We start from the raw sequence: 19,321 nt of genomic DNA, 5'->3' as shown, positions 1-19,321 counted from the left end.
ACGCAACAACACGCCGACGCAACTCAAGTGGTAGCGGCTTGCCCATCACGGTCTCCCTTCAACCGCAATGAATCACGAACTCAAATCAAGGGGAATCCTGAATCCCTTAAATCGCGACACGCTTTAGACACCGACTTGGAGCAACTCAACTGGTGGGATCGCTAGCCGATCATGTGCCCGGGGAGCATCCAGTTCGAAAGCTTGCGCTAAGCGGCTTGGTGACTTGGCCGAGGTCACCAGGTGGAAACGACCAACACTTGGGGTGAGCCTAGTGGCGCTCCCCTCGATGATGTCTGGCGGGGTGGTTAGCCGCCTCCGTGGGACAAGATCAGCCTACACGAATGGACTATAGCCTCTCCTCGCCTGCCTCATTGGCCGTCCTTCAGAGCCGGCCACACGAGCTTTTGTCTTTCAGCAGGGCGTTTTTCTCGCCAGCTACAGAGCCACACCGACGCCATTAATGAGCGTCCAGTCGACGGGTTGGATGGCCCTGTCCATCTTGCCCAGCACCTTGGCTTCGCATTTGCCGGTGCGGCGGAAGCCTTCAAGACGCAGTTCTTGACCTTCTCCAGATCAGCCTCGGACGGATATCGGCAAGGGTTCAGCTCGTCCTTTTGAACTTGCGCATCTTCGTGTTGGCCAACCCCAGGCCGCCCGACATATTTGCGGTCTATCCGGCACCTCAACTTCGAACAACCTTGCGGCAAGCTCTTGGGATAGCCCACGCTCGTGCCTCCACCACCCGCTCAGCAGAGCCAGATTTGTCGTTGATGGCACGGAACTTGCGCAGTCATTCGCAGATGCGTCACGGACCGAGAGTGTCGTCCCATGAATTCGATCACCAAAAAGGCCGCCCGACGTTGCTGGGACCGCCTGCAATTACCTTATCCCAGAATTGGGAGCAACGGCTTCAAAAGGGATAACTCATCACCTCAATTTTGTCGATCGCGCGGCCATCGAACCGCAGCCATCCATCAGACTTCCGCCTCGTTGCACTCATTGCGACCGCCTTGGTGCTTGCGACAACCGCTCAATTCTGGCTGCCAGGATAACCACATATGGCGACGGAACTTCCTGCTTCAAAGCAATATAGAGATCGTCGATCATCCCCCCATCAAGGCCTCGATCGAGGACACCGCGTTCGGCTTGCTTGGTTCGCAGTGAACAGACCGCACTTCACGAATGCGATCGATGCGACCGCGCCGAGAACTCTCCCGCATTGTCGACGGTTGGGTCCGTCGGCCCTCCGATGAGGCCTCGGATGCGTCGGGCGCCGAGGCCTCGACTGATGCCGACTGGCCGCCGCCGGAAGGCCTCGCGGCTTTGATCCCCGGCGATGTAGCCACCCCTGCTGCAACAGCTCCTAGCCGGAGAACTCATTCATGACCGAATCGGCGACAGATTTAGTGGACGCGGCTTTGTTCGACCGAGATCGGCTTGACCCAGAAAGTCCATATCAACGTTCTGGCCCTGCATGGGGTGCCATCATTTCGCTTTCCTTCGGCACCTTCGGGCTTGTGACGGCAGAGTTTCTGCCCGCCAGCGTTCTGACACCGCTCGCGCATGATCTCCGTATCACCACGGGCACGGCTGGACAGGCGCTAACAGCGACCGCAATCGTCGCGGCGATCTCGGCACCGATAATCGCCATGGTGACAAAGCGTCTGGACCGCAGGGTCGTCATCTGGGCGATGACGCTCCTGCTGATCCTGTCGAACGTTCTGGCAGAGGTTGCGGGGTCGCTGCCGGTTTTGCTGGCGGCACGCGTCGTCCTTGGCATATCGCTTGGTGGTTTTTGGTCTATTTCGGCAGCGTTGGCGATGCGGCTGGTTCCAAGTCACCTCATGCCGCGCGCCATGTCGATCATCCTCACCGGCGTTTCTGTCGCCTCCGTCTGCGCGGCTCCAATCGGCGCTTATGTCGGTGACATTTGGGGATGGCGAGCCTCGTTCAAGGTCGCCGCAATCGTGAGTGCCGTTGCGCTGCTCGTGCAACTCGTAACCATTCCGCCACTGCCTCCGATCGAAGTGCGCAGATTCCGCAGCCCGCTGGATGTCGCGAAGAATCCGGCGATGAAGGTTGCGGTGCTAGTCGTGCTATTGGTCGCTTCCGGCCATTTTGCCAGCTTCGCCTACATCCGCGCCTTTCTCGAGAGCGTTCCTGCGCTCGAAAAGAAGTCAATCCCGCTCGTGTTCCTTGCTTTTGGCACGGCCGGCGTCTTCGGCAATTTAGCCGGCGCATTCCTCACCAAACACAGTCTCAAGGCGGTCGCGGCCCTGCCGCCCCTGCTCATTGCCGTAGCCGCTGTCTCGCTCCTGACCATGGGAGCATCGGCCTTGACCTCGGCAATTGCAGTTGCCGTATGGGGCTTTGCTTTTGGCGCGGTCCCGGTCGGATTGCAGACATGGATGGTGCTACGCGCCGCTCCGAAACAGGCCGAGAGCGCTGGTGTACTGATGGTCATAACCTTCCAAGTGGCCATCGCAGCCGGCACAACTTTCGGTGGCCTATTGGTGGATCACACGGGTATTGCCAGTGTCTTTGTCTACAGCGCGGTTGCCACGTTCCTCGCTGTCTTGACAGTATTTTTGCTCGGCCCGAACCGCAAAACCTGACCGCCTGGTGGGGAGTGACGGTCGGCGGCGTTCACGCTATTGCCACCTCTGAGCTCGGCCCAAAGGCCGCGGCTTCGTCGTAACCATGCGGTCGATGGGGCAGCGCCAAATTGCTTCCTGCTCATCGCGTTGCGATAATACAGCGCGCTTATTGCGTCATCGTGTCCCCGGTCTCGGCTTCAATGCCCGGCTACTGGCTGCGGAGGCAGATGGGCGCCGGCGTCCCACCGACGACGATCGGTCTTTTCTCATGTAGCTGTCGGGGAAACGAGGCAGGTTTTCCGCCAGAACCCGCCAGTCGTCGCGCTCGCGTTCGCCTTCCTTGCGCGCACCGAACAACTGGATGATGATCTTGCCGTCGGACCCATATGCTTCGAGCGAGGTGACGTGACTGTCATTGGTCGGCTTGCGCACGGCCCAAACCTCACGGATTTGGTGGGTCCTGAGATGCAGCCGGAACATTTCGTCCAGCACATGGATGCACGGCCCGATCTGCTTGACCGACTTGATTAAGCCGGAATGGGTCTGGATAGAACCTCGGTTGCCGACGAAGCACATGATCGGCAATTCGTCTTCGGCCGCACGCTGGAGCACGGCGCCAACTGCGGCATTGTCGAGCAGCCAAGCGTAATCCTGGCCGACCATGCGCAAAGCCTGGCAGCGGCTGAGCTTGAGCGTCTTTAGAAGGTTGACGTCAGTCAGCCGGCTCCAGTGCTCGCGTAGGTCGTCCACCGTGCCGGCCCAGTCCGCAGTCCTCGCGCCCAGGTCGGCTACTCTCGCCTTAAGCGACATGGTCGGCTCCTGGTTGGCGGATACGAGCTCGGCCACCAGCTTTCGATAGGCATGAAGGTTGGAGACCGGCCTGAGATGCACCTTATGCACTGCTGCGCCGGTGGCGTCGAAGAATTGCAAACTGCGCTGGATTCCGCCGCGATGGCGCCTTTCAACAGCGAAACCATACCTCCAAGCTTGCGGGAAGACGCGAAGGTCGAATTCGTCACCAAGGACCATGGCGTGATTGTTGCCGGTTATCACTCTGTTGAAGACGCCAATCTTTTCGTGCACGGCACCTTGATTGCGGGTCAGCGCCGTCACTTCGCCCACGAATTCGAGGCCCGTCAGAACGTGATTGACGCGCGGGTCGATGCGTGCCGCGCCGAAACCGCAATGGGCCGCGACCAGTTCCGCTTCCGAAATGGCCAATTGGGCTGCGAAATCACGCGCGGGAATGTTCGGACAGACTTCCCACGCACGCCGGATTTCGTTGGGCGACCGCTTCTTGCGCTGATCCATGTTTTTACCCCTGCCCCGTTCTTCTTTTGACGATCGATCGAAAAACGGGCCTCAGGGGTGTGCACGGCGGACGCGATCGATCGTCAGGCACATGCCAGTCGAATCCTGTCTCCGGGCGGTCAGCGGCCAATCGCCGGTAGAGAGCGATTGTTGGGTGGTCGGCGCCAATCGGCCGATCGAGCATTCGGGTACCACCGGCGGTGCTGCTTTCCCACTCAAGGCGGGTCTGATGGATCATATTGCTCTCCTTCGTTCTTCGATTGCGAGGGCAACCCAAAGGTGAATCGGCCGGCAATTTTGCCGCCGCAACGAAGGCTTCACAAAAATCGTGCCAGTTGCTCCGCGGCAAGCTCTGAACATCTTTGGCTCTGTTCATTGCTTTACGCGTGAGTGCATCGCGAACTCAGGCGCCCTTCCTGTGACGCGGACGCGACAAATCCGACAGTAAGTGTCGGTTGTCGGACGTCTCCCCAGCAATCGAGCATAAGAGACGTCGGGATGTCCTACGGTTTTTGACACGTCTTCCCTTTGGCACGGTCCATGCGAGATGATCCGCGAAAACGTCGGACCGAGGAGAAATCGAGCCATGATTACGCTCACCGACAACGCTGTTGCCGCCATCAAGGCCGCTCTTTACCGCGCCAGCGAGCCGGCGGAAGGATTTCGCATCATGGTCCATGCCGGCGGCTGCGCCGGCTTCCAATACTCAATGGGCCTGGAGAGCGTCTCACGTGAGGGCGATGCGATCATCGAGCGAGATGGGCTCAAGGTGTTCATGGATAGAGGCTCCCAACCCCATGCCGCCGGCATGACCGTGGACTTCGTCAATGGGCTCGAAACATCCGGCTTTGTTTTCGATAACCCCAATGCGCGTGAGACGTGCGGCTGCGGCAAGTCCTGCAAATGATTGCTAGGGAACAGGCTATGTTCGACTATAGCGACGCCAAGGAATACTGCGTCGAACCGGTAACCGCCGGCGCTCTGGAACCGGCCGACACGCACTGTCGGCCCGGAACAATTGCGTTCGGTGATGCGCCAAATCGCGATCATCGATCGTTGCCGTGGGCAAGCAAACAAAATTGCCCGAAACAGCTGAATTCCCGGCAGATGCCGCCACCAAAGGGCAATGTCGACAGCGACCGGTCAGCCAAGCCATCGCTCGCCCGGCCGCCCACCTTACCAGATACGATATGCGCCAGAGGTTCAATGGCCGCCCGCCTACCCTTGAATCATTTCAGCAGTTGAAGGATCACTCCCATGAACCCTGTCTATCTCGACAACAACGCAACGACGCGGGTTGATCCTGCAGTCGTTGGAGCGATGTTGCCTTTCTTTACGGAGCAATTTGGCAATCATTCGTCCATGCACGCCTATGGCGCATCGGTTGCTGAAGCCGTGAGAAAGGCGAGGCAACAGTTGCAAGCCCTCATCGGCGCGGGATTCGAGGACGAGATCATCTTCACCTCGGGCGGGACTGAAAGCGACAGTACAGCCATCCTTTCGGCGCTGGAGGTGATGCCCGACCGAACGGAAATAGTGACTTCCGCGGTTGAACATCCGGCCGTTCTGAAGTTGTGCGCGCACCTTGAAAAGACGCGCGGCGTCAAGGTGCACATTATCCCAGTCGATCACCACGGCCGGCTCGACCTGGACGCCTACAGAACCGCTCTCACTCCACAAGTGGCAATCGTCTCGATAATGTGGGCGAACAATGAGACCGGTACGATCTTTCCCGTGGTTAAGCTTGCCGATCTAGCCAGGGAAGTCGGCGCGCTTTTCCACACTGATGCAGTGCAGGCGGTCGGAAGGCTTCCGATTGAGCTGAAATCGACCGCGATCGACATGCTGTCGCTCTCCGCCCACAAGCTGCATGGTCCAAAGGGGATAGGCGCGCTTTATGTAAGACGTGGCGTGCGCTTCTCCTCCATGATCAAGGGTGGGCACCAAGAGCGCGACCGGCGTGCAGGCACTGAAAACACACCCGGCATAGTCGGACTGGGCATGGCGGCCGAACTCGCCTTGAAATTCATGGACGAGACAAAACGAATAAAATGGTTGCGCGACCGCCTTGAGAACGGGATCATCCAGCGCATCCCAAACACATCCATCAACGGCGATCCGCAAGAGCGATTGCCAAACACTGCAAACATTGGATTCGAAGGTATCGAAGGCGATGCAATTCCAATTGTCCTGAGCCGGCTGGGAATCGCCTGTTCCGCCGGGTCCGCCTGTGCCTCTGGCTCACTGGAACCGAGCCATGTTCTGATCGCTATGAACGCGGCATGTGGGGCAGTCCGCTTCTCCTTGTCGCGTGACAACGGCGAAGATGACGTAGACCGCGTGCTTGAGGTCCTGCCTGCGATCACCGAGAAGCTACGGGCCGTTCCCAGTGCTGGACTGTGCGGGCGAGGTGCGGAACAGCTTCATTCCGGCCCGGGTCCGAGCGGCACAATAGCCGACGAGCCGTGAGGTCTTCCTCAACGTGACGACCCTGCGCAATGGAGAGCAGTCAAACTCGGGGTCGCCTTCACCACTTCAGAAAAGCTTGAGATCGCCAAGTCTCTTGCCCAGCCGCCGTGCCAGAGGTCGGCACGCCGTCAGCAATGTCACCAATGCATCGACACCACAATTACGCGCCGGGAGAATACAATGAACTGCTCCGCTGATAGCCGCCCGATCGATCGCACCGATATCCTAGCGCGACTGAAGGGCCTGTCGGCCGCGGAGGACTTCTTCGCCTGCCTTGGCGTCTCCTACGACCCGAAAGTGATGAATGTCTCGCGGCTCCATATCATGAAGCGCGTGGGCCAATACCTTGCCGAAGAAGATTTCTCCGGTCTGCCTAACCAGGTAATCGCCGCGCGGGTGCGCGCCAAGCTGGAACGCGCCTACGAAGATTTCGCGACTTCCTCGCCGCTCACGCAACGTGTGTTCAAGGTGCTAAGGGACCACGATCCAAACATATGTCCCGCACCTGGCCGCGCCTTCGTCCCGCTCGACTCTGCACTGAAGCGGTTCGGAAAGTAATGAGCCCGACACGGCTGCGACGCGACAATGTCGAGAAGTCGACAAATCCAGTCCTCATGACGCCTCCTCGGAAGCAAACGAAGCCACCTTCTGGAATAGAGGCAGGAAGACGACTTGGCATGAACGATGCAGGCAATGAGGTGAACCGCCAAGCACGAATCCGGACTGGGAGCTTAGAGAAACCGCCAATGCATATCGTAATCTGCATTAAGCAGGTGCCGGATTCGGCACAGATCCGCGTGCACCCGGTGACGAACACGATCATGCGTCAGGGTGTTCCGACCATCATCAATCCTTACGACCTGTTCGCCCTCGAAGAAGCGCTCAAACTGCGCGACGTTCATGGTGGCGAGGTTACTGTGCTCACAATGGGTCCGCCCATGGCGGAGGACTCGCTGCGAAAGGCGCTCGGTTACGGTGCTGACCGAGCAGTTCTCTTGACGGACCGCTATTTTGCCGGATCCGATACGCTGGCGACTTCCTTTGCTCTTTCGCAAGCAATCGCAAAAATTGGGGAGACTTTCGGCAGGCCGGACATCGTCTTCACCGGCAAGCAGACGATTGACGGCGATACCGCCCAGGTCGGACCGGGCATAGCCAAGCGCCTAGATTTATCGCAACTTACCTATGTCGCGAAGATTGCCTCCATCGATCTCGATACGCGAGAGATCGAAGTCGCGCGTCGCGCCGAAGGCGGCACCCAGTTGCTGAAGAGCAGACTCCCTTGCCTCATTACCATGCTGGAAGACACCAACGAAATCCGCCGGGGCTCGCTCCAGCAGGCTCTGTGCGCGGCGCGCAGCCAAGTCGTGAAGTGGACTGCAGCCGACGCCGGCATTGACGATCTCACCCGGTGCGGTCTGCGTGGCTCGCCTACAGTCGTCAAGCGTGTTTTCGCCCCCACCGCACGGGCAGAAAGCGCGGCGCAGATCGACACCGCGGAAAGGGGCTTGCAGGACATAGCCGATGAACTCATCGCCGATATCTTAACCCGCCGGCCGGCGCTGGAACATGAGCTGGCCTTCAACAGCGGCACGTGACGGCCAGGAGCAGAAAATGTCGACCGCAAGCCAAACTACCCCTCGCATTGCCCCCGGCCGTGCCGGTGTAAAGAAAGAACTTCCCGACCGTTTCAAAGACTACCGGCACGTGTGGGTCTTCCTCGAGCTCGAACGCGGCAATGTGCATCCTGTATCATTCGAACTGCTGGGCGAAGGCCGCAAATTGGCCGACAAGCTTGAAGTCCAGCTCGCGGGCGTCGTGCTGGGACCGCCGGGCGAGATGGTCGAGGACGCTGCTGCCGAGGCCTTCGCTTACGGGGCGGATCTTGTCTACATCGTCGATGCGCCGCCGCTCGCCGACTACCGGAACGAGCCGTTCGCCAAGGCGCTCACGGATCTGGTCAATACCCATAAACCCGAAATCCTCCTTCTCGGCGCGACCACACTGGGCAGGGATCTTGCAGGCTCGGTAGCGACGACCCTGCAGACGGGGCTCACGGCCGACTGCACCGAACTTGATGTAGATTCCGACGGTTCACTCGCCGCGACCCGTCCGACTTTTGGTGGCTCATTGTTGTGTACGATCTATACACTAAATTACCGGCCGCAAATGGCGACGGTGCGACCAAGGGTCATGCCTATGCCGCAACGGGTGGATAAGCCGGTCGGGCGTGTCATGCGGCACAAGCTGTCGCTCGTTGAGGACGATATCGTCACCAAAGTCCTCGGCTTCCTACCGGATAACCAGTCGGCAATGGCAAATCTTGCCTATGCGGATGTCGTGGTTGCGGGAGGCCTCGGTCTCGGAGCGGCGGAGAACCTTCAGCTTGTGAAGAATCTTGCCCGAGCGATCGGCGCCGAGCATGGCTGTTCGCGCCCCTTGGTCCAGAAGGGCTGGATGCCGGCTAATCGACAGATTGGACAAACTGGCAAGACCATTCGACCGAAGCTTTACATCGCGGCCGGAATTTCCGGCGCCATCCAGCACCGAGTGGGGGTCGAGGGGGCCGATCTCATCGTCGCGATCAACACCGATCCGAACGCGCCGATTTTCGAGTTCGCCCACCTCGGGATCGTCACGGATGCAATCCGCTTCCTGCCCGCACTGACGGAAGCCTTCACCCGGCGGCTGTCGCCGCACAGTCGAGACAAGCTTGCGAGTTGAGGGAGAGGACATGATTGAACAATTCGATGCCATTGTGGTCGGAGCCGGCATGTCTGGAAACGCAGCTGCTTACACTTTGGCAAGCCAGGGGCTGAAGGTACTGCAGTTGGAGCGCGGTGAATATCCGGGCTCTAAGAACGTCCAGGGTGCCATAATGTACGCGAACATGCTGGAGAAGATCATCCCGGACTTCCGGGATGATGCGCCCCTCGAGCGGCACCTGGTCGAACAGCGACTTTGGGTGATGGACGACACGTCTCACACCGGAATTCATTACCGGTCGGACGACTTCAATGAGGCGAAACCCAACCGCTACACGATCATCCGCGCCCAGTTCGACAAATGGTTTTCCCGCAAGGTGCGCGAGGCTGGCGCGACGGTCCTGTGTGAGACGACCGCGACGGAACTCGTCCGTGATGGCAATGGCAAGGTGATCGGCGTCCGCACAGACCGGGCTGGCGGAGTGGTCTTCGCGAATGTGGTCGTTCTCGCAGAAGGGGTGTCGGGATTGCTTGGCACTCGCGCAGGCCTGCGCGAGATGCCGAAGCCGGAGACCGTGGCGCTTGCCGTCAAGGAAATGCATTTCTTGCCCGAAGAGGTCATTGGCCAGCGGTTCGGGGTCAAGGGCGATGAAGGCTGCGTAATCGAGGCCGTGGGCACGATCTCTCGCAGCATGGCCGGGCTCGGCTTCCTTTACACCAACAAGGAGTCGATTTCACTCGGCATCGGCTGCCTGGTCTCGGATTTCGCCGCGACGATGGAGAGCCCGTCCGCCCTCCTAGATGCGATGAAAAACCATCCTTCGATCCGGCCGCTGATCGCTGGCTCGGAGGTGAAAGAATATGCCGCCCATCTTATCCCCGAAGGTGGTTACAAGGCCATTCCGCAGCTCTTCGGCGACGGTTGGGTCATCGTCGGCGACGCAGCGCAACTGAACAATGCCATTCACCGTGAGGGTTCGAACCTTGCCATGACCTCGGGTCTTGTCGCGGCTGAGGCGATCATCAAAGTCAAAAGCCGCAACAGTCCTATGACCAAAGCGAACCTTGCGCTCTACAAGACGATGCTGGATGACTCCTTTGTGATCAAGGATCTTAAGAAATACAAGGACATGCCAGCCTTGCTCCACACCAATTCCAGCAACTTTTTTGACAGCTATCCGCGGTTGATGTCGCATGCCGCTCAGAACTTCATGCGTGTCGACGGCACGCCGAAGATCGAGAAGGAAAAGAACACCACGGCCGCCTTCATCAACGCGCGCTCGCGCTGGGGGTTGGTCAGCGACGCGGTCCGCCTGGCATTGGCATGGCGCTGAAGAGGGTACAAGATGACGATCGCAGTGACGAAGGTTCGTGTCGAGGACAAACTTTACCAGAACCGCTATCTGGTCGATTCCGGCCGCCCCCATATTATAGTGCGACCGCACGACAAGCCAAGCGCGAACTTGCTTGCGTTGACCTACGTCTGTCCGGCGAAATGCTATGAGTTGAATGACAAGGGTCAAGTCGAGATCACCGCCGACGGCTGCATGGAATGCGGCACCTGCCGGATATTGTGCGAGAAAGGCGGCGACATCGAGTGGAACTATCCGCGCGGCGGCTTTGGTGTCCTGTTCAAGTTCGGATGATCAGCCGGAACCGTGCCAAGAGCATGCCGGCAGCGAGCAACTGCGGCACACCATGAGCCTCTCCATCCACTTGCAAAGAGCTAGTGAATATTGGCCTTTCGCAATTCAAATTTCCTTGACTCGTTAGCGGTGTCCTCGAGGCCACGGCGCTGCCCTGTGCGCCGGACTTACCACCGGTCACGTGGTCGAGCCCCCCTTTGGGACAACGCCCGGCCATCGTGCCGGATGGCAGCCACAACGGCCGGTGAGCAAGTGGAACGGCACAACCCATGGCAAAGACGTATGTGCTAGTGCATGGTGCCTGGCATGGCGGATGGTGTTGGCGGGACGTGGCCGCCAATCTTCGTAAGATGGGATACCACATGACCACGCCGACCCAGACAGGTGTCGGCGAACGCGCACGTTTGCTGTGCAAGGACATCACGCCCGACACATTCGTGACCGACATCGTCAACCACATTGTGACGGAAGAACTGAGCGATGTGATCCTTGTCGGTCACAGTCTAGGCGGCATCAGCATCACCGGCGCCGCCGACCGGATACCCGACCATATCAGCCATCTCGTTTATCTCGACGGCGCCATCGTCGAGAGCGGTCAAAGTGGATTCAGCACCATGCCCCCCGACATCGTTGCCGCCCGTCGAAAATTGGTTGCGGAGGAAGGACGGGTATCTTCATGCCGACTCCGCCGCCAACAGCATTCGGCATTCCCGAGGGACACTCGCTCACGGACTGAGTGCGGCGCAGGCAGGCACCTACGAAAGCGGACTTAAGCTCGAGCACCCGCTCGGCAACGGCAGGCCCCGAACCTATGTCGTCTGCACTAATCCACTCCACCCGCGATGGCGGGAGCGCGAGAATGGGTCGCGAAGCAGGATGGCTGGGCGTGGCAGGAACTCGCCACTGGCCGACGCAATGACCCTCGCACCGACGGAAGTTGCTCTCCTTCTCTGAGGAACCAAGTAAAGGGTGAGCGGCGGCCGATTCTCAGGCCGTGGCCTTGAGCTCTGGTGCACGGATGTTGGCCCAACGGGTCGTTCCGGTGGCGCCACCGAAACCACTAGGCGGGAGTGGCCTGTCCTGCCAGCGTCGCAAGCTTGCGAGCGTTCCGCCGCGGCCGCGGCCCGTAGCGCCGGGCAACCTCCGAGATCACCGCGTCGGCTCCAGGGTCTCGGAGATGACTCCGTGCCTTGTCGTCCATCGACCAACGCCGCCGACCAACAGCGCCGTTGATCACCCTCGAAAACGCCGAGGCTGCCGCTCAGCGTCAATCTTAAGTTCAAGTTCAGACACAAGCCGATCTCCGATCCACGTCAGAATCGGCAGGCCCACAGATCGCCGGGTCCTCCTGGAAGGACACAGCGCTTACCCTTGAAATATGGAGAACCATGGCTTTGCGCCGTCGGCAGTTGAGCTGATCTCGCAATGCTATTTCCCCGGCAACGTCCGCGAGCCGGAGAACTGCGTGCTTGGCGTTCTCCTCTGGAAGGAACCAATCTTTCGGAACGTGGCAATGTCATCGACGAGCTCTCACGGGCCAGCACGATGCCGGTTCGGCGCATCGGCGCCCCCTGAGCACGAAATAGCCGGTTGCGATTCTAACGATACGGCCGGACGGGGGCTGGGACCGCGGCGGACGGAGCCTGACGGCTGATCGACACAATGGAGAAGGCCGGCTGGGTTCAGGCTAATGCGGCTCGAATTCTCGGCCTCACGCTGCGACAAGTCGGCTAGGCGATACGCCGGCATAGTATCGAGCCGAAGGAAATTCTAAGAGCCTGATGAGCCAATCGTCAGGCCAGTGGTCTTGCGCGCCCTGTGCGCGACAAGGAGTGCTTTGTGCTTCTGAACGGATTTGGACTTGTGCTGTCGCAAGCAGGACAAAATTGTGTCGCGCCCGCCTGACACAATGCGATATTGACCCAAATAGTGAACTGAAGCCGCTGTTTTAAGTTGGTATGGCTCTTGCACCTTGAACCGCGACGTTACCAGCAACGGAGCCGTTTGATGTCCTCACCGACAGTTTCGATTGAGGGTCCGACTAGCACGACATCCGAGGGTTTTCTGGCAGCCGCGAAATCCGTCTGCGCATCGTCCTCCTACGGCTCGTCGCCGACCAGCCCGGGCGAAGGGGATCCGGCTATTTGGGAAAGGATCAAGGATCACCCCTGCTTTTCGGAGGAAGCGCATCACTATTTCGCGCGTATGCATGTGGCGGTCGCGCCGGCTTGCAATGTCCAGTGCAACTACTGCAATCGCAAATACGATTGCGCCAACGAGAGCCGGCCTGGTGTTGTGTCTGAGAAGCTGACGCCCGACCAAGCGCTACGCAAGGTCATCGCGGTTGCCAACAAAGTTCCGCAGCTTTCGGTTCTTGGCATCGCTGGGCCGGGGGATGCCTGTTACGACTGGGAGAAAACGAAGGCAACGTTCGACTGCGTCATCAGGGAAATCCCCGACATAAAGCTGTGCGTCTCCACCAACGGGCTCGTGCTGCCGGACCATGTCGCCGAGCTTGCCGAAATGAATGTTGATCACGTGACGATCACCATCAACATGGTCGACCCGGAAGTCGGCGCAAAGATTTATCCTTGGATCTTTTATGAAAATCGCCGCTACTTCGGCATCGAAGCCGCTCGAATCTTGCACGCGCGGCAGATGCTGGGCCTGGAGATGCTGAGCGCGCGCGGCATCCTCACCAAAATCAACTCGGTGATGATTCCTGGAGTGAACGACCAGCACCTGTTTGAGGTGAACAAAATGGTCAGGGAGCGGGGCGCGTTTCTGCACAACGTGATGCCTCTGATTTCGGACCCGGCGCACGGTACCCACTACGGACTCATCGGGCAGCGCGGCCCAACGGCAATGGAGATGATGGCTCTTCAGGATCGACTTGAAGGTGGCGCCAAGTTGATGCGCCACTGCCGGCAGTGCCGGGCAGATGCTGTCGGCCTGCTCGGTGAAGATCGTGGCCAGGAATTCACGCTGGACGGGATTCCCGACGATGTCGCCTACGATGCTGGCAAGCGTCAGGCCTATCGGCAGGTGGTCGCACACGAGCGCCGTGATCATGAGGCGGCGAGGAGCGAGGCCATCGGTATGGTCAAGGCAACAGACTCCGAAAAGTCGCTTCTGGTTGCGGTGGCCACTAAGGGAGGTGGACGGGTCAACGAACACTTCGGCCACGCGAAGGAATTCCAGGTTTATGAAGTCTCGCCTAGAGGGATCAGCTTGGTCGGGCATCGGAAGGTCGAGCGGTATTGCCTCGGAGGCGGGGGCGAAGACGCCATCCTCGAGGGCGTCATCGCAGCGCTCGAAGGCATACACATAGTGCTATGCGCCAAGATCGGAAATCGCCCGAAGGAACAACTCTCGCGAGCTGGACTGCGCGTAACCGACGCCTATGGCCATGACTACATCGAGACCGCAGTCAGCGCACTTTACGCGGCAGAGTTTGGGATCAGACCACTAGCGGCGACGGCCTGAGCCGTCTCGTCCGATAACCAGGAGTTAGAATGGCTTTAAAGATCATCGCATCCCAATGTACCCAATGCGGGGCCTGCGAGTTCGAATGTCCTTCGGAAGCGATCAAGTTCAAGGGCGACGCCTATGTGATCGATCCAAACAAGTGCACCGAATGCAAGGAGGCCTTCGATACGCAGCAATGCGTGTCGGTCTGTCCGGTACCGAAAACCTGCGTTCCCGCTTGATTCCTACCGAAACGGTCGGGTTCGCCGCACGACGACGCCTGCAACCCGCGACCACAACAAAAACCTCGAGAAAGGAATGGACAGCATGTGGTCCAGACGCGAACAGGAGGTCGAAATCGGCAGACCGCCACGGTTCATGCAGGGTGAGCGGGTCCGTGCGATACGCCACATAAAAAACGACGGCACCTATCCCGGCAAGGAGATCGGCGAAAACCTCGTGCGGAAGGGCGACGAAGGCTACGTGCGCGACATTGGAACCTTTCTCCAGCAATTCTTCATCTATGCGGTCGAATGGATCGATCGTGGCACGGTCGTCGGCATGCGAGCGCGCGAACTCATTAGCCTCGACAAAGTCGAGGTTCCCTGCGGAGCTGAAGGCATTTCCAACGGGGGAACAGCCGGATGAAAGTAATGATTCGCAGGACCGCTACTGGCTTGTCGGCTTATGTCCCCAAGAAGGATCTCGAAGAGCCGATCACCGAGATTGAGAACGCTGACTTATGGGGCGGGACCGTGACGCTCAGGAACGGTTGGCGGCTCATGCTGCCCGACCTTCCGCGCGACACGCGTTTGCCGATCACCGTCGAGGCGATGAAGATTTCCGACGGGGCCTGATGCCGGTGGGTTCAGTGGCGGAGAGGAAACGCGTATGAACACGATGCTGAGCTGGGACCATCTCGTCGTCGTCCGGGGCAGTTTTGCCAAAAAACTGATTGACCTGCTGAACGGCGCTCTCAAGGCCGATCGAGTGATCCCCTATCTCGGTCCTGGTCTTCTGCAGCTTAACCCACCGGAATCACCTGTACCTTGCACCCCTGAAGATGTCGCCGCGGCCCTCAACAAGCGGGCGCCTGCCCCTTCCAGGATTCGCACCAATATGTGGTCGGTCGCGCAGTTTATCGAGCAGCGCCGACATCGTCGGACTCTCCAAGCGTGGATGGCGGAGATATTCGCAGCCCCCGCCGAGCCGACCGTTCTTCACGCCTGGCTCGCAACCCTTCAACTGTCTGTCATCATCGACAGCTGGTACGATGGCGCCATGCGAGCAGCCCTTGCAGAGGCCGGCCAAACAGACGTTGTCGAGATACAAGGAACGACGCGCGCGACCGGAATCGGTAACATCTGGACGAGAACTTACGATTTGTCAGGAACAGAACTCGAGGCCGAACAAGTGGCTAGGACGGTGCTCTATGCGCCGCACGGCAGCGTCAGGCCGGCGGCAAACTTCCTCGTGGCTGATTCCGATTACGTCGAAGTCCTAACCGAAATTGATATCCAGACGCCGATCCCGGACGCGGTGAAGCAACGGCGCGTCAACCGGGGTTTTTTCTTCGTGGGCTGCCGCTTCAACGATCAGATGCTGCGCACATATGCCAGACAGCTGATGAAGCGCTCCACTGGCCCACATTTTGCGGTGATCGATTCGGCTACGCTGACCAGAAACGAACGTCGTTTCCTTGCCGAAGGCGCAATCACGGTCATCGACATGCCGATCCGCAACGCCGCGGCTCGCCTCGTCGGGGTCGATGCTAGCCAGGATTAATGGCCGGCGATTGCTGGTGAGTCGCTGCTTGCCTCCAAGGGCGAAAACTCAGTTGGGAATACATTCGTGAGTAGTAATGCTAGTGGCAGCACAACGTAGGCTCTGAATTCGTTGGGCGATGTGAAAGGGTCCGCTGCTGCGGGACGTGAGCACGTTGCGGCGGCATTACGCACATGATCTTGTGACCCCCGTGGCAAAAGAACTGAAGCGCCCGAGTCGCGACAACATATGCAGCGCTCAATGGCTTCGACAAAAATTCGGCACAGTTTCGACAGTTCGCATGCACCTCCAGGGTCAACGAGGTTGATTATGCCTGTTTATGTGGGTCGGCCACGCGAGCAGGAATTCCCACTACCTTTGCCCCGGCGGGAACATCTCGTGTGACCACGCAGCCAGCGCCTACCACTGCATTATCACCAATCGTGACGCCAGGCAGAATGATTGCTCCACCGCCGATCCAGACACGGCTGCCAATGTGAACAGGACGCCCGACCTGCAGGCCGGCCTGCCGCTGCTCGGCATCATGTGGATGATCGGCGGTATAAATCTGCACAGCAGGCCCAATTGCCGTTCCTTGCCCGATTTTGACCTCTACCACGTCAAGAATAACGCAGTTGAAGTTGATGTAGGCATTGGCTCCAATGCGGATATTGAATCCGTAGTCGCAAAAAAAGGGCGGACGGATGACCGTTCCGCGCCCAACCTCTCCCAGCCGCTCGGACAAAAGCTCATGCCAATGCCCCGTGGTCTGCCCCAGCGTATCATTGTACCGCTTGAGCCAAGCCCCGGTGGCCAACAGGTCAGCTTGGATCTCCGGATCCGCCGCATTGTAAAACTCGCCTGCGAGCATCTTTTCTTTTTGGCTACGCATCATAGTCTCCCGTCAGGTCGTGTCCCGTACAGTGATGCAGGAACGCACATCAAACTGCCTCGGCAACTTTGTAACTCGGTCTTGCCGGGCGCGCGGTCGGTCACGAGCCGGGGCGACAGTTTCGTCTCGACCAACTTCCGCGAATTTGGATATCGCAGATCAACCGGTCGCAGGGGCCAATACCTGACGAGGTCGGCAACTGTCCAGCGGTCGAACTCACTTTCATGCCCATCTCAGATTGCGTGATATCGAGCGGTAAGCCATCAGCTAATGTATCGACCAGGTCCCGCCAGCGGAGATCTGCGCGTCGCCTCTACGCATGCTGGCGTGTCACCAATAATACATCGATTATTTCTGGATCCAGGCACGTCGAATTGATTTGCCCTTGCGGTGTAGAGCGAAGTTACTAGCCATAGGATTACTCCTTTTTAGTTTGTCAGTCGCAGAGCCCCAGTATGACTACGTGGTAGAAAGCACACGGCCGGAATCTTGGCAGCGCTGTTCACACCCACTTCGTAAGCCTGGCCGATGGGCTCGCCAGAGCACCAATGCTTGACCTGCTCCAGCTCTTGCTCGGCGGGTTGTTTCAGAGACGCTTGATCTCGATACCGCGTTTTCTCAGCACGTAGCCGATCTGGCGCGGGGTCAAACCGAGCAGGCGCGCCGCCTTTGCCTGCACCCAGCCACACTTTTCCATGGCAGCAATGACCGTATCGGCATCGGGCACCCTACCACGACTCGTGGCAGGGCCTATCGGCGCTTGCCCGTCGCCGACGGGCGGGGCGGCACAGGCGGCGGAAGGCTCGATCGTAGTCGACTTCTCTGACGTCGGCGGTCCGTTCTTCCACAGCGCCGCGGCCAAGCACTGATCCGCGTAACAGGCAAAGTCAGTTCTGAGGATTGATGGACCCGTCGCCAGAACTGCCGTCCGCTGAACGCAGTTTTCGAGCTCTCGGATGTTGCCTGGAAATTCGCAGTTCATTAGCACCTCAATCGCTTCGGGAGCGAAGGTCAGCGTGTGATCATTCTCAGTATTGAAATTCTTGAGAAACTGAGCGGCCAAGAGCGGAATATCACCTCGCCTTTCGCGCAATGCCGGCACGCGTAAAGTGACGACGTTGATGCGATAATAGAGGTCTTGCCGGAACTCCTTGCGTTGAACTGCCGTTTCCAAGTCCCTGTTCGTTGCGGCAATCACGCGAACATCAACTTTAATGGTGTGGTTGCTGCCGACGCGCTCAAACTCCTGCTCCTGCAGGACACGCAGCAGCTTAGCCTGGAACGAACCTGATATTTCGCCAATCTCGTCCAGAAACAATGTGCCTTTGTCGGCAGCCTCAAAGCGCCCCTTGCGCAAACTGCTCGCGTCGGTGAAGGCACCCTTCTCATGACCGAACAAGTCAGATTCCAGAAGCGTCTCGGTGAGCGCCGCGCAATTGACCTTGATGAAGGGCTGCTTGGCGCGAGGCGAGAGCTCGTGAATGGCTTTGGCAACCAGCTCCTTACCGGTTCCGGATTCACCTCGCAACAGGACCGTAGTCTTCGCCTTGGCCACCTTGACAAGGTGCTCACGCAGCTTGCGCAGCGCCTGACTATCGCCAAGCATCTCCTTGCTGATCTTTTTACGTTCCATTTGGCAGCCCATCCCACTCCGCCACCCGCCGGTAGAACTGCACTGGACGGTGAGCTGTGTTGTATTTCGTCATCATCATTCTCGATCTCACCTTTGTTGCTTCGAAATTTTCGGCGCGCGGACGCCCTCGGCAAATGGCAATGGCGCCTGAGCATCGTTGCCTTTCACCAGGACGAGCGTCTTCCTCCGCGCGGGCGCTCGCAATATGCGGTTTGCGCAGGCCTTTACTCGACCGGTCGCTGTTCTGTCCGGCTTCTGCCGCACCGCAGCCTGCAAACTCATCCTTGACAAGAAAGGAGGGGAGTCAACCGAGCTCTCCTTGCATTTATGCAAGGAAAATTGTCAGTTTGATAGAATTCTATCAAAACGGCAGAAACGCCCCGCCCCAGTTTGGCTGTACCTGCGGCGTTCAGCGTACGTGACGACATGTGCGGACTTGTCCCAATTGCCATCCGAGTTGTGCGGAACAGTAGCTGCTGCGCTGTTCGCTTCAACCGCGTGAGGCCGGAGACAGTAGAGACGGCGGCTCGTCGAGCGAGGTTTCATTGTTCGGCTACTAAACCGGCTGTCCTTTGGTGGGAGTTGGTTTCGCCCAAGTTCTGGGCCTGGGGGCGTCTAGCCCGTTTCGCCGCACAGGCTCCTTCCACATCGTCGAGGCCGAGAAGGAGGGACCCCACAGCTCTCCCTGTATCACAATGCCCCGCCCCTCAAGCAGCTAGATACGACAGGTGACCTCAAATGAGGCGTCTTGCATGGCTTCTACACCTGCCTGAATGCCAGAACTGCGTTCGTACCGCCCATGGCGAAGGCGTTGCTCATGGCGACGCGCACCTTGC

At 58.9% G+C, this 19,321-nt stretch carries 16 protein-coding genes and 3 pseudogenes; 16 read left to right on the top strand and 3 right to left on the bottom strand.

Features of this window, described 5'->3' with window-relative positions; genetic code table 11:
- Positions 1-1,382: 1,382 nt before the first annotated feature.
- Positions 1,383-2,615 carry an MFS transporter gene (locus EN845_RS29725; RefSeq protein ID WP_127318061.1) on the top strand — a complete coding sequence of 411 codons (1,233 nt, stop codon included), beginning with the start codon at positions 1,383-1,385 and terminating at the stop codon, positions 2,613-2,615.
- Between the two features lie 261 nt (positions 2,616-2,876).
- Here the strand turns inward: EN845_RS29725 and EN845_RS29720 are convergent.
- Positions 2,877-3,908: pseudogene (locus EN845_RS29720) on the bottom strand (ChuX/HutX family heme-like substrate-binding protein); the annotation flags it as partial.
- Between the two features lie 586 nt (positions 3,909-4,494).
- Here EN845_RS29720 and EN845_RS29715 point away from each other — a divergent pair.
- From EN845_RS29715 to EN845_RS29645, 15 genes and pseudogenes are all read left to right on the top strand, one after another.
- Complete coding sequence (locus EN845_RS29715) at positions 4,495-4,815, top strand: iron-sulfur cluster assembly accessory protein (RefSeq protein WP_127318079.1); 321 nt, start codon at positions 4,495-4,497, stop codon at positions 4,813-4,815.
- A 17-nt stretch (positions 4,816-4,832) separates the two neighbouring features.
- Entirely contained in the window at positions 4,833-5,153 is a 321-nt protein-coding gene (locus EN845_RS29710; RefSeq protein ID WP_127318065.1) for a hypothetical protein, read from the top strand.
- Positions 5,154-5,165: 12 nt separating this feature from the next.
- Positions 5,166-6,377: a cysteine desulfurase NifS gene (gene nifS, locus EN845_RS29705; RefSeq protein ID WP_126063817.1), complete on the top strand. Its 1,212-nt coding sequence runs from the start codon at positions 5,166-5,168 to the stop codon at positions 6,375-6,377.
- A gap of 180 nt (positions 6,378-6,557) precedes the next feature.
- Complete coding sequence (nifW, locus tag EN845_RS29700; protein WP_024505239.1) at positions 6,558-6,935, top strand: nitrogenase stabilizing/protective protein NifW; 378 nt, start codon at positions 6,558-6,560, stop codon at positions 6,933-6,935.
- A gap of 188 nt (positions 6,936-7,123) precedes the next feature.
- Positions 7,124-7,975, top strand: a complete 852-nt coding sequence (locus EN845_RS29695) for an electron transfer flavoprotein subunit beta/FixA family protein (RefSeq protein WP_127318067.1) — start codon at positions 7,124-7,126, stop codon at positions 7,973-7,975.
- Between the two features lie 16 nt (positions 7,976-7,991).
- Positions 7,992-9,101 (top strand): electron transfer flavoprotein subunit alpha/FixB family protein, encoded by a 1,110-nt coding sequence (locus EN845_RS29690; protein ID WP_127318069.1) that lies wholly within the window; start codon positions 7,992-7,994, stop codon positions 9,099-9,101.
- Positions 9,102-9,111: 10 nt separating this feature from the next.
- On the top strand, positions 9,112-10,416 hold the full coding sequence (locus tag EN845_RS29685) for an FAD-binding protein (protein ID WP_127873600.1): 1,305 nt from the start codon (positions 9,112-9,114) through the stop codon (positions 10,414-10,416).
- A gap of 12 nt (positions 10,417-10,428) precedes the next feature.
- The gene (locus EN845_RS29680; RefSeq protein WP_024505235.1) at positions 10,429-10,728 is read left to right on the top strand and encodes a ferredoxin family protein; all 300 of its coding nucleotides are present in this window, start codon (positions 10,429-10,431) and stop codon (positions 10,726-10,728) included.
- A gap of 269 nt (positions 10,729-10,997) precedes the next feature.
- A complete protein-coding gene (locus EN845_RS29675; protein WP_245463579.1) occupies positions 10,998-11,501 on the top strand; it encodes an alpha/beta fold hydrolase in 504 nt (167 codons plus the stop codon).
- An 874-nt stretch (positions 11,502-12,375) separates the two neighbouring features.
- Positions 12,376-12,462, top strand: a pseudogene (locus EN845_RS29670) (helix-turn-helix domain-containing protein); the annotation flags it as partial.
- 273 nt (positions 12,463-12,735) lie between these two features.
- Positions 12,736-14,214: a nitrogenase cofactor biosynthesis protein NifB gene (gene nifB / locus EN845_RS29665; RefSeq protein WP_127318073.1), complete on the top strand. Its 1,479-nt coding sequence runs from the start codon at positions 12,736-12,738 to the stop codon at positions 14,212-14,214.
- Positions 14,215-14,243: 29 nt separating this feature from the next.
- Positions 14,244-14,438, top strand: a complete 195-nt coding sequence (locus EN845_RS29660) for a 4Fe-4S binding protein (protein WP_024505232.1) — start codon at positions 14,244-14,246, stop codon at positions 14,436-14,438.
- 85 nt (positions 14,439-14,523) lie between these two features.
- Entirely contained in the window at positions 14,524-14,844 is a 321-nt protein-coding gene (locus tag EN845_RS29655; RefSeq protein WP_024505231.1) for a nitrogen fixation protein NifZ, read from the top strand.
- Positions 14,841-15,053 carry a putative nitrogen fixation protein NifT gene (nifT, locus tag EN845_RS29650; protein ID WP_024505230.1) on the top strand — a complete coding sequence of 71 codons (213 nt, stop codon included), beginning with the start codon at positions 14,841-14,843 and terminating at the stop codon, positions 15,051-15,053. Before EN845_RS29655 ends, nifT begins: the two co-directional genes overlap by 4 nt.
- A 34-nt stretch (positions 15,054-15,087) precedes the next feature.
- Positions 15,088-15,981, top strand: a complete 894-nt coding sequence (locus EN845_RS29645; protein WP_024505229.1) for an SIR2 family protein — start codon at positions 15,088-15,090, stop codon at positions 15,979-15,981.
- Positions 15,982-16,288: 307 nt separating this feature from the next.
- Here the strand turns inward: EN845_RS29645 and EN845_RS29640 are convergent, their stop codons facing one another.
- Positions 16,289-16,855 carry a sugar O-acetyltransferase gene (locus EN845_RS29640; protein WP_024505228.1) on the bottom strand — a complete coding sequence of 189 codons (567 nt, stop codon included), beginning with the start codon at positions 16,853-16,855 and terminating at the stop codon, positions 16,289-16,291.
- A 583-nt stretch (positions 16,856-17,438) separates the two neighbouring features.
- Positions 17,439-18,482: pseudogene (gene nifA, locus EN845_RS29635) on the bottom strand (nif-specific transcriptional activator NifA); the annotation flags it as partial.
- Positions 18,483-19,321 lie beyond the last annotated feature (839 nt).

This window comes from Mesorhizobium sp. M8A.F.Ca.ET.202.01.1.1, from assembly GCF_004791595.1.
Lineage (GTDB): Bacteria > Pseudomonadota > Alphaproteobacteria > Rhizobiales > Rhizobiaceae > Mesorhizobium.
This window is presented reverse-complemented; position numbering and strand designations above follow the sequence as displayed.

What these genes read in the sequence shown, in the direction of transcription:
- EN845_RS29645 (WP_024505229.1), top strand. Translation starts at nt 15,088, where the DNA reads ATGAACACGATGCTGAGCTGGGACCATCTCGTCGTCGTCCGGGGCAGT.
- EN845_RS29685 (WP_127873600.1), top strand. Translation starts at nt 9,112, where the DNA reads ATGATTGAACAATTCGATGCCATTGTGGTCGGAGCCGGCATGTCTGGA.
- EN845_RS29640 (WP_024505228.1), bottom strand. Translation starts at nt 16,855, where the DNA reads ATGATGCGTAGCCAAAAAGAAAAGATGCTCGCAGGCGAGTTTTACAAT.
- EN845_RS29675 (WP_245463579.1), top strand. Translation starts at nt 10,998, where the DNA reads ATGGCAAAGACGTATGTGCTAGTGCATGGTGCCTGGCATGGCGGATGG.
- EN845_RS29680 (WP_024505235.1), top strand. Translation starts at nt 10,429, where the DNA reads ATGACGATCGCAGTGACGAAGGTTCGTGTCGAGGACAAACTTTACCAG.
- EN845_RS29715 (WP_127318079.1), top strand. Translation starts at nt 4,495, where the DNA reads ATGATTACGCTCACCGACAACGCTGTTGCCGCCATCAAGGCCGCTCTT.
- EN845_RS29710 (WP_127318065.1), top strand. Translation starts at nt 4,833, where the DNA reads ATGTTCGACTATAGCGACGCCAAGGAATACTGCGTCGAACCGGTAACC.
- nifW (WP_024505239.1), top strand. Translation starts at nt 6,558, where the DNA reads ATGAACTGCTCCGCTGATAGCCGCCCGATCGATCGCACCGATATCCTA.
- EN845_RS29690 (WP_127318069.1), top strand. Translation starts at nt 7,992, where the DNA reads ATGTCGACCGCAAGCCAAACTACCCCTCGCATTGCCCCCGGCCGTGCC.
- EN845_RS29725 (WP_127318061.1), top strand. Translation starts at nt 1,383, where the DNA reads ATGACCGAATCGGCGACAGATTTAGTGGACGCGGCTTTGTTCGACCGA.
- EN845_RS29660 (WP_024505232.1), top strand. Translation starts at nt 14,244, where the DNA reads ATGGCTTTAAAGATCATCGCATCCCAATGTACCCAATGCGGGGCCTGC.
- nifB (WP_127318073.1), top strand. Translation starts at nt 12,736, where the DNA reads ATGTCCTCACCGACAGTTTCGATTGAGGGTCCGACTAGCACGACATCC.
- nifT (WP_024505230.1), top strand. Translation starts at nt 14,841, where the DNA reads ATGAAAGTAATGATTCGCAGGACCGCTACTGGCTTGTCGGCTTATGTC.
- nifS (WP_126063817.1), top strand. Translation starts at nt 5,166, where the DNA reads ATGAACCCTGTCTATCTCGACAACAACGCAACGACGCGGGTTGATCCT.
- EN845_RS29695 (WP_127318067.1), top strand. Translation starts at nt 7,124, where the DNA reads ATGCATATCGTAATCTGCATTAAGCAGGTGCCGGATTCGGCACAGATC.
- EN845_RS29655 (WP_024505231.1), top strand. Translation starts at nt 14,524, where the DNA reads ATGTGGTCCAGACGCGAACAGGAGGTCGAAATCGGCAGACCGCCACGG.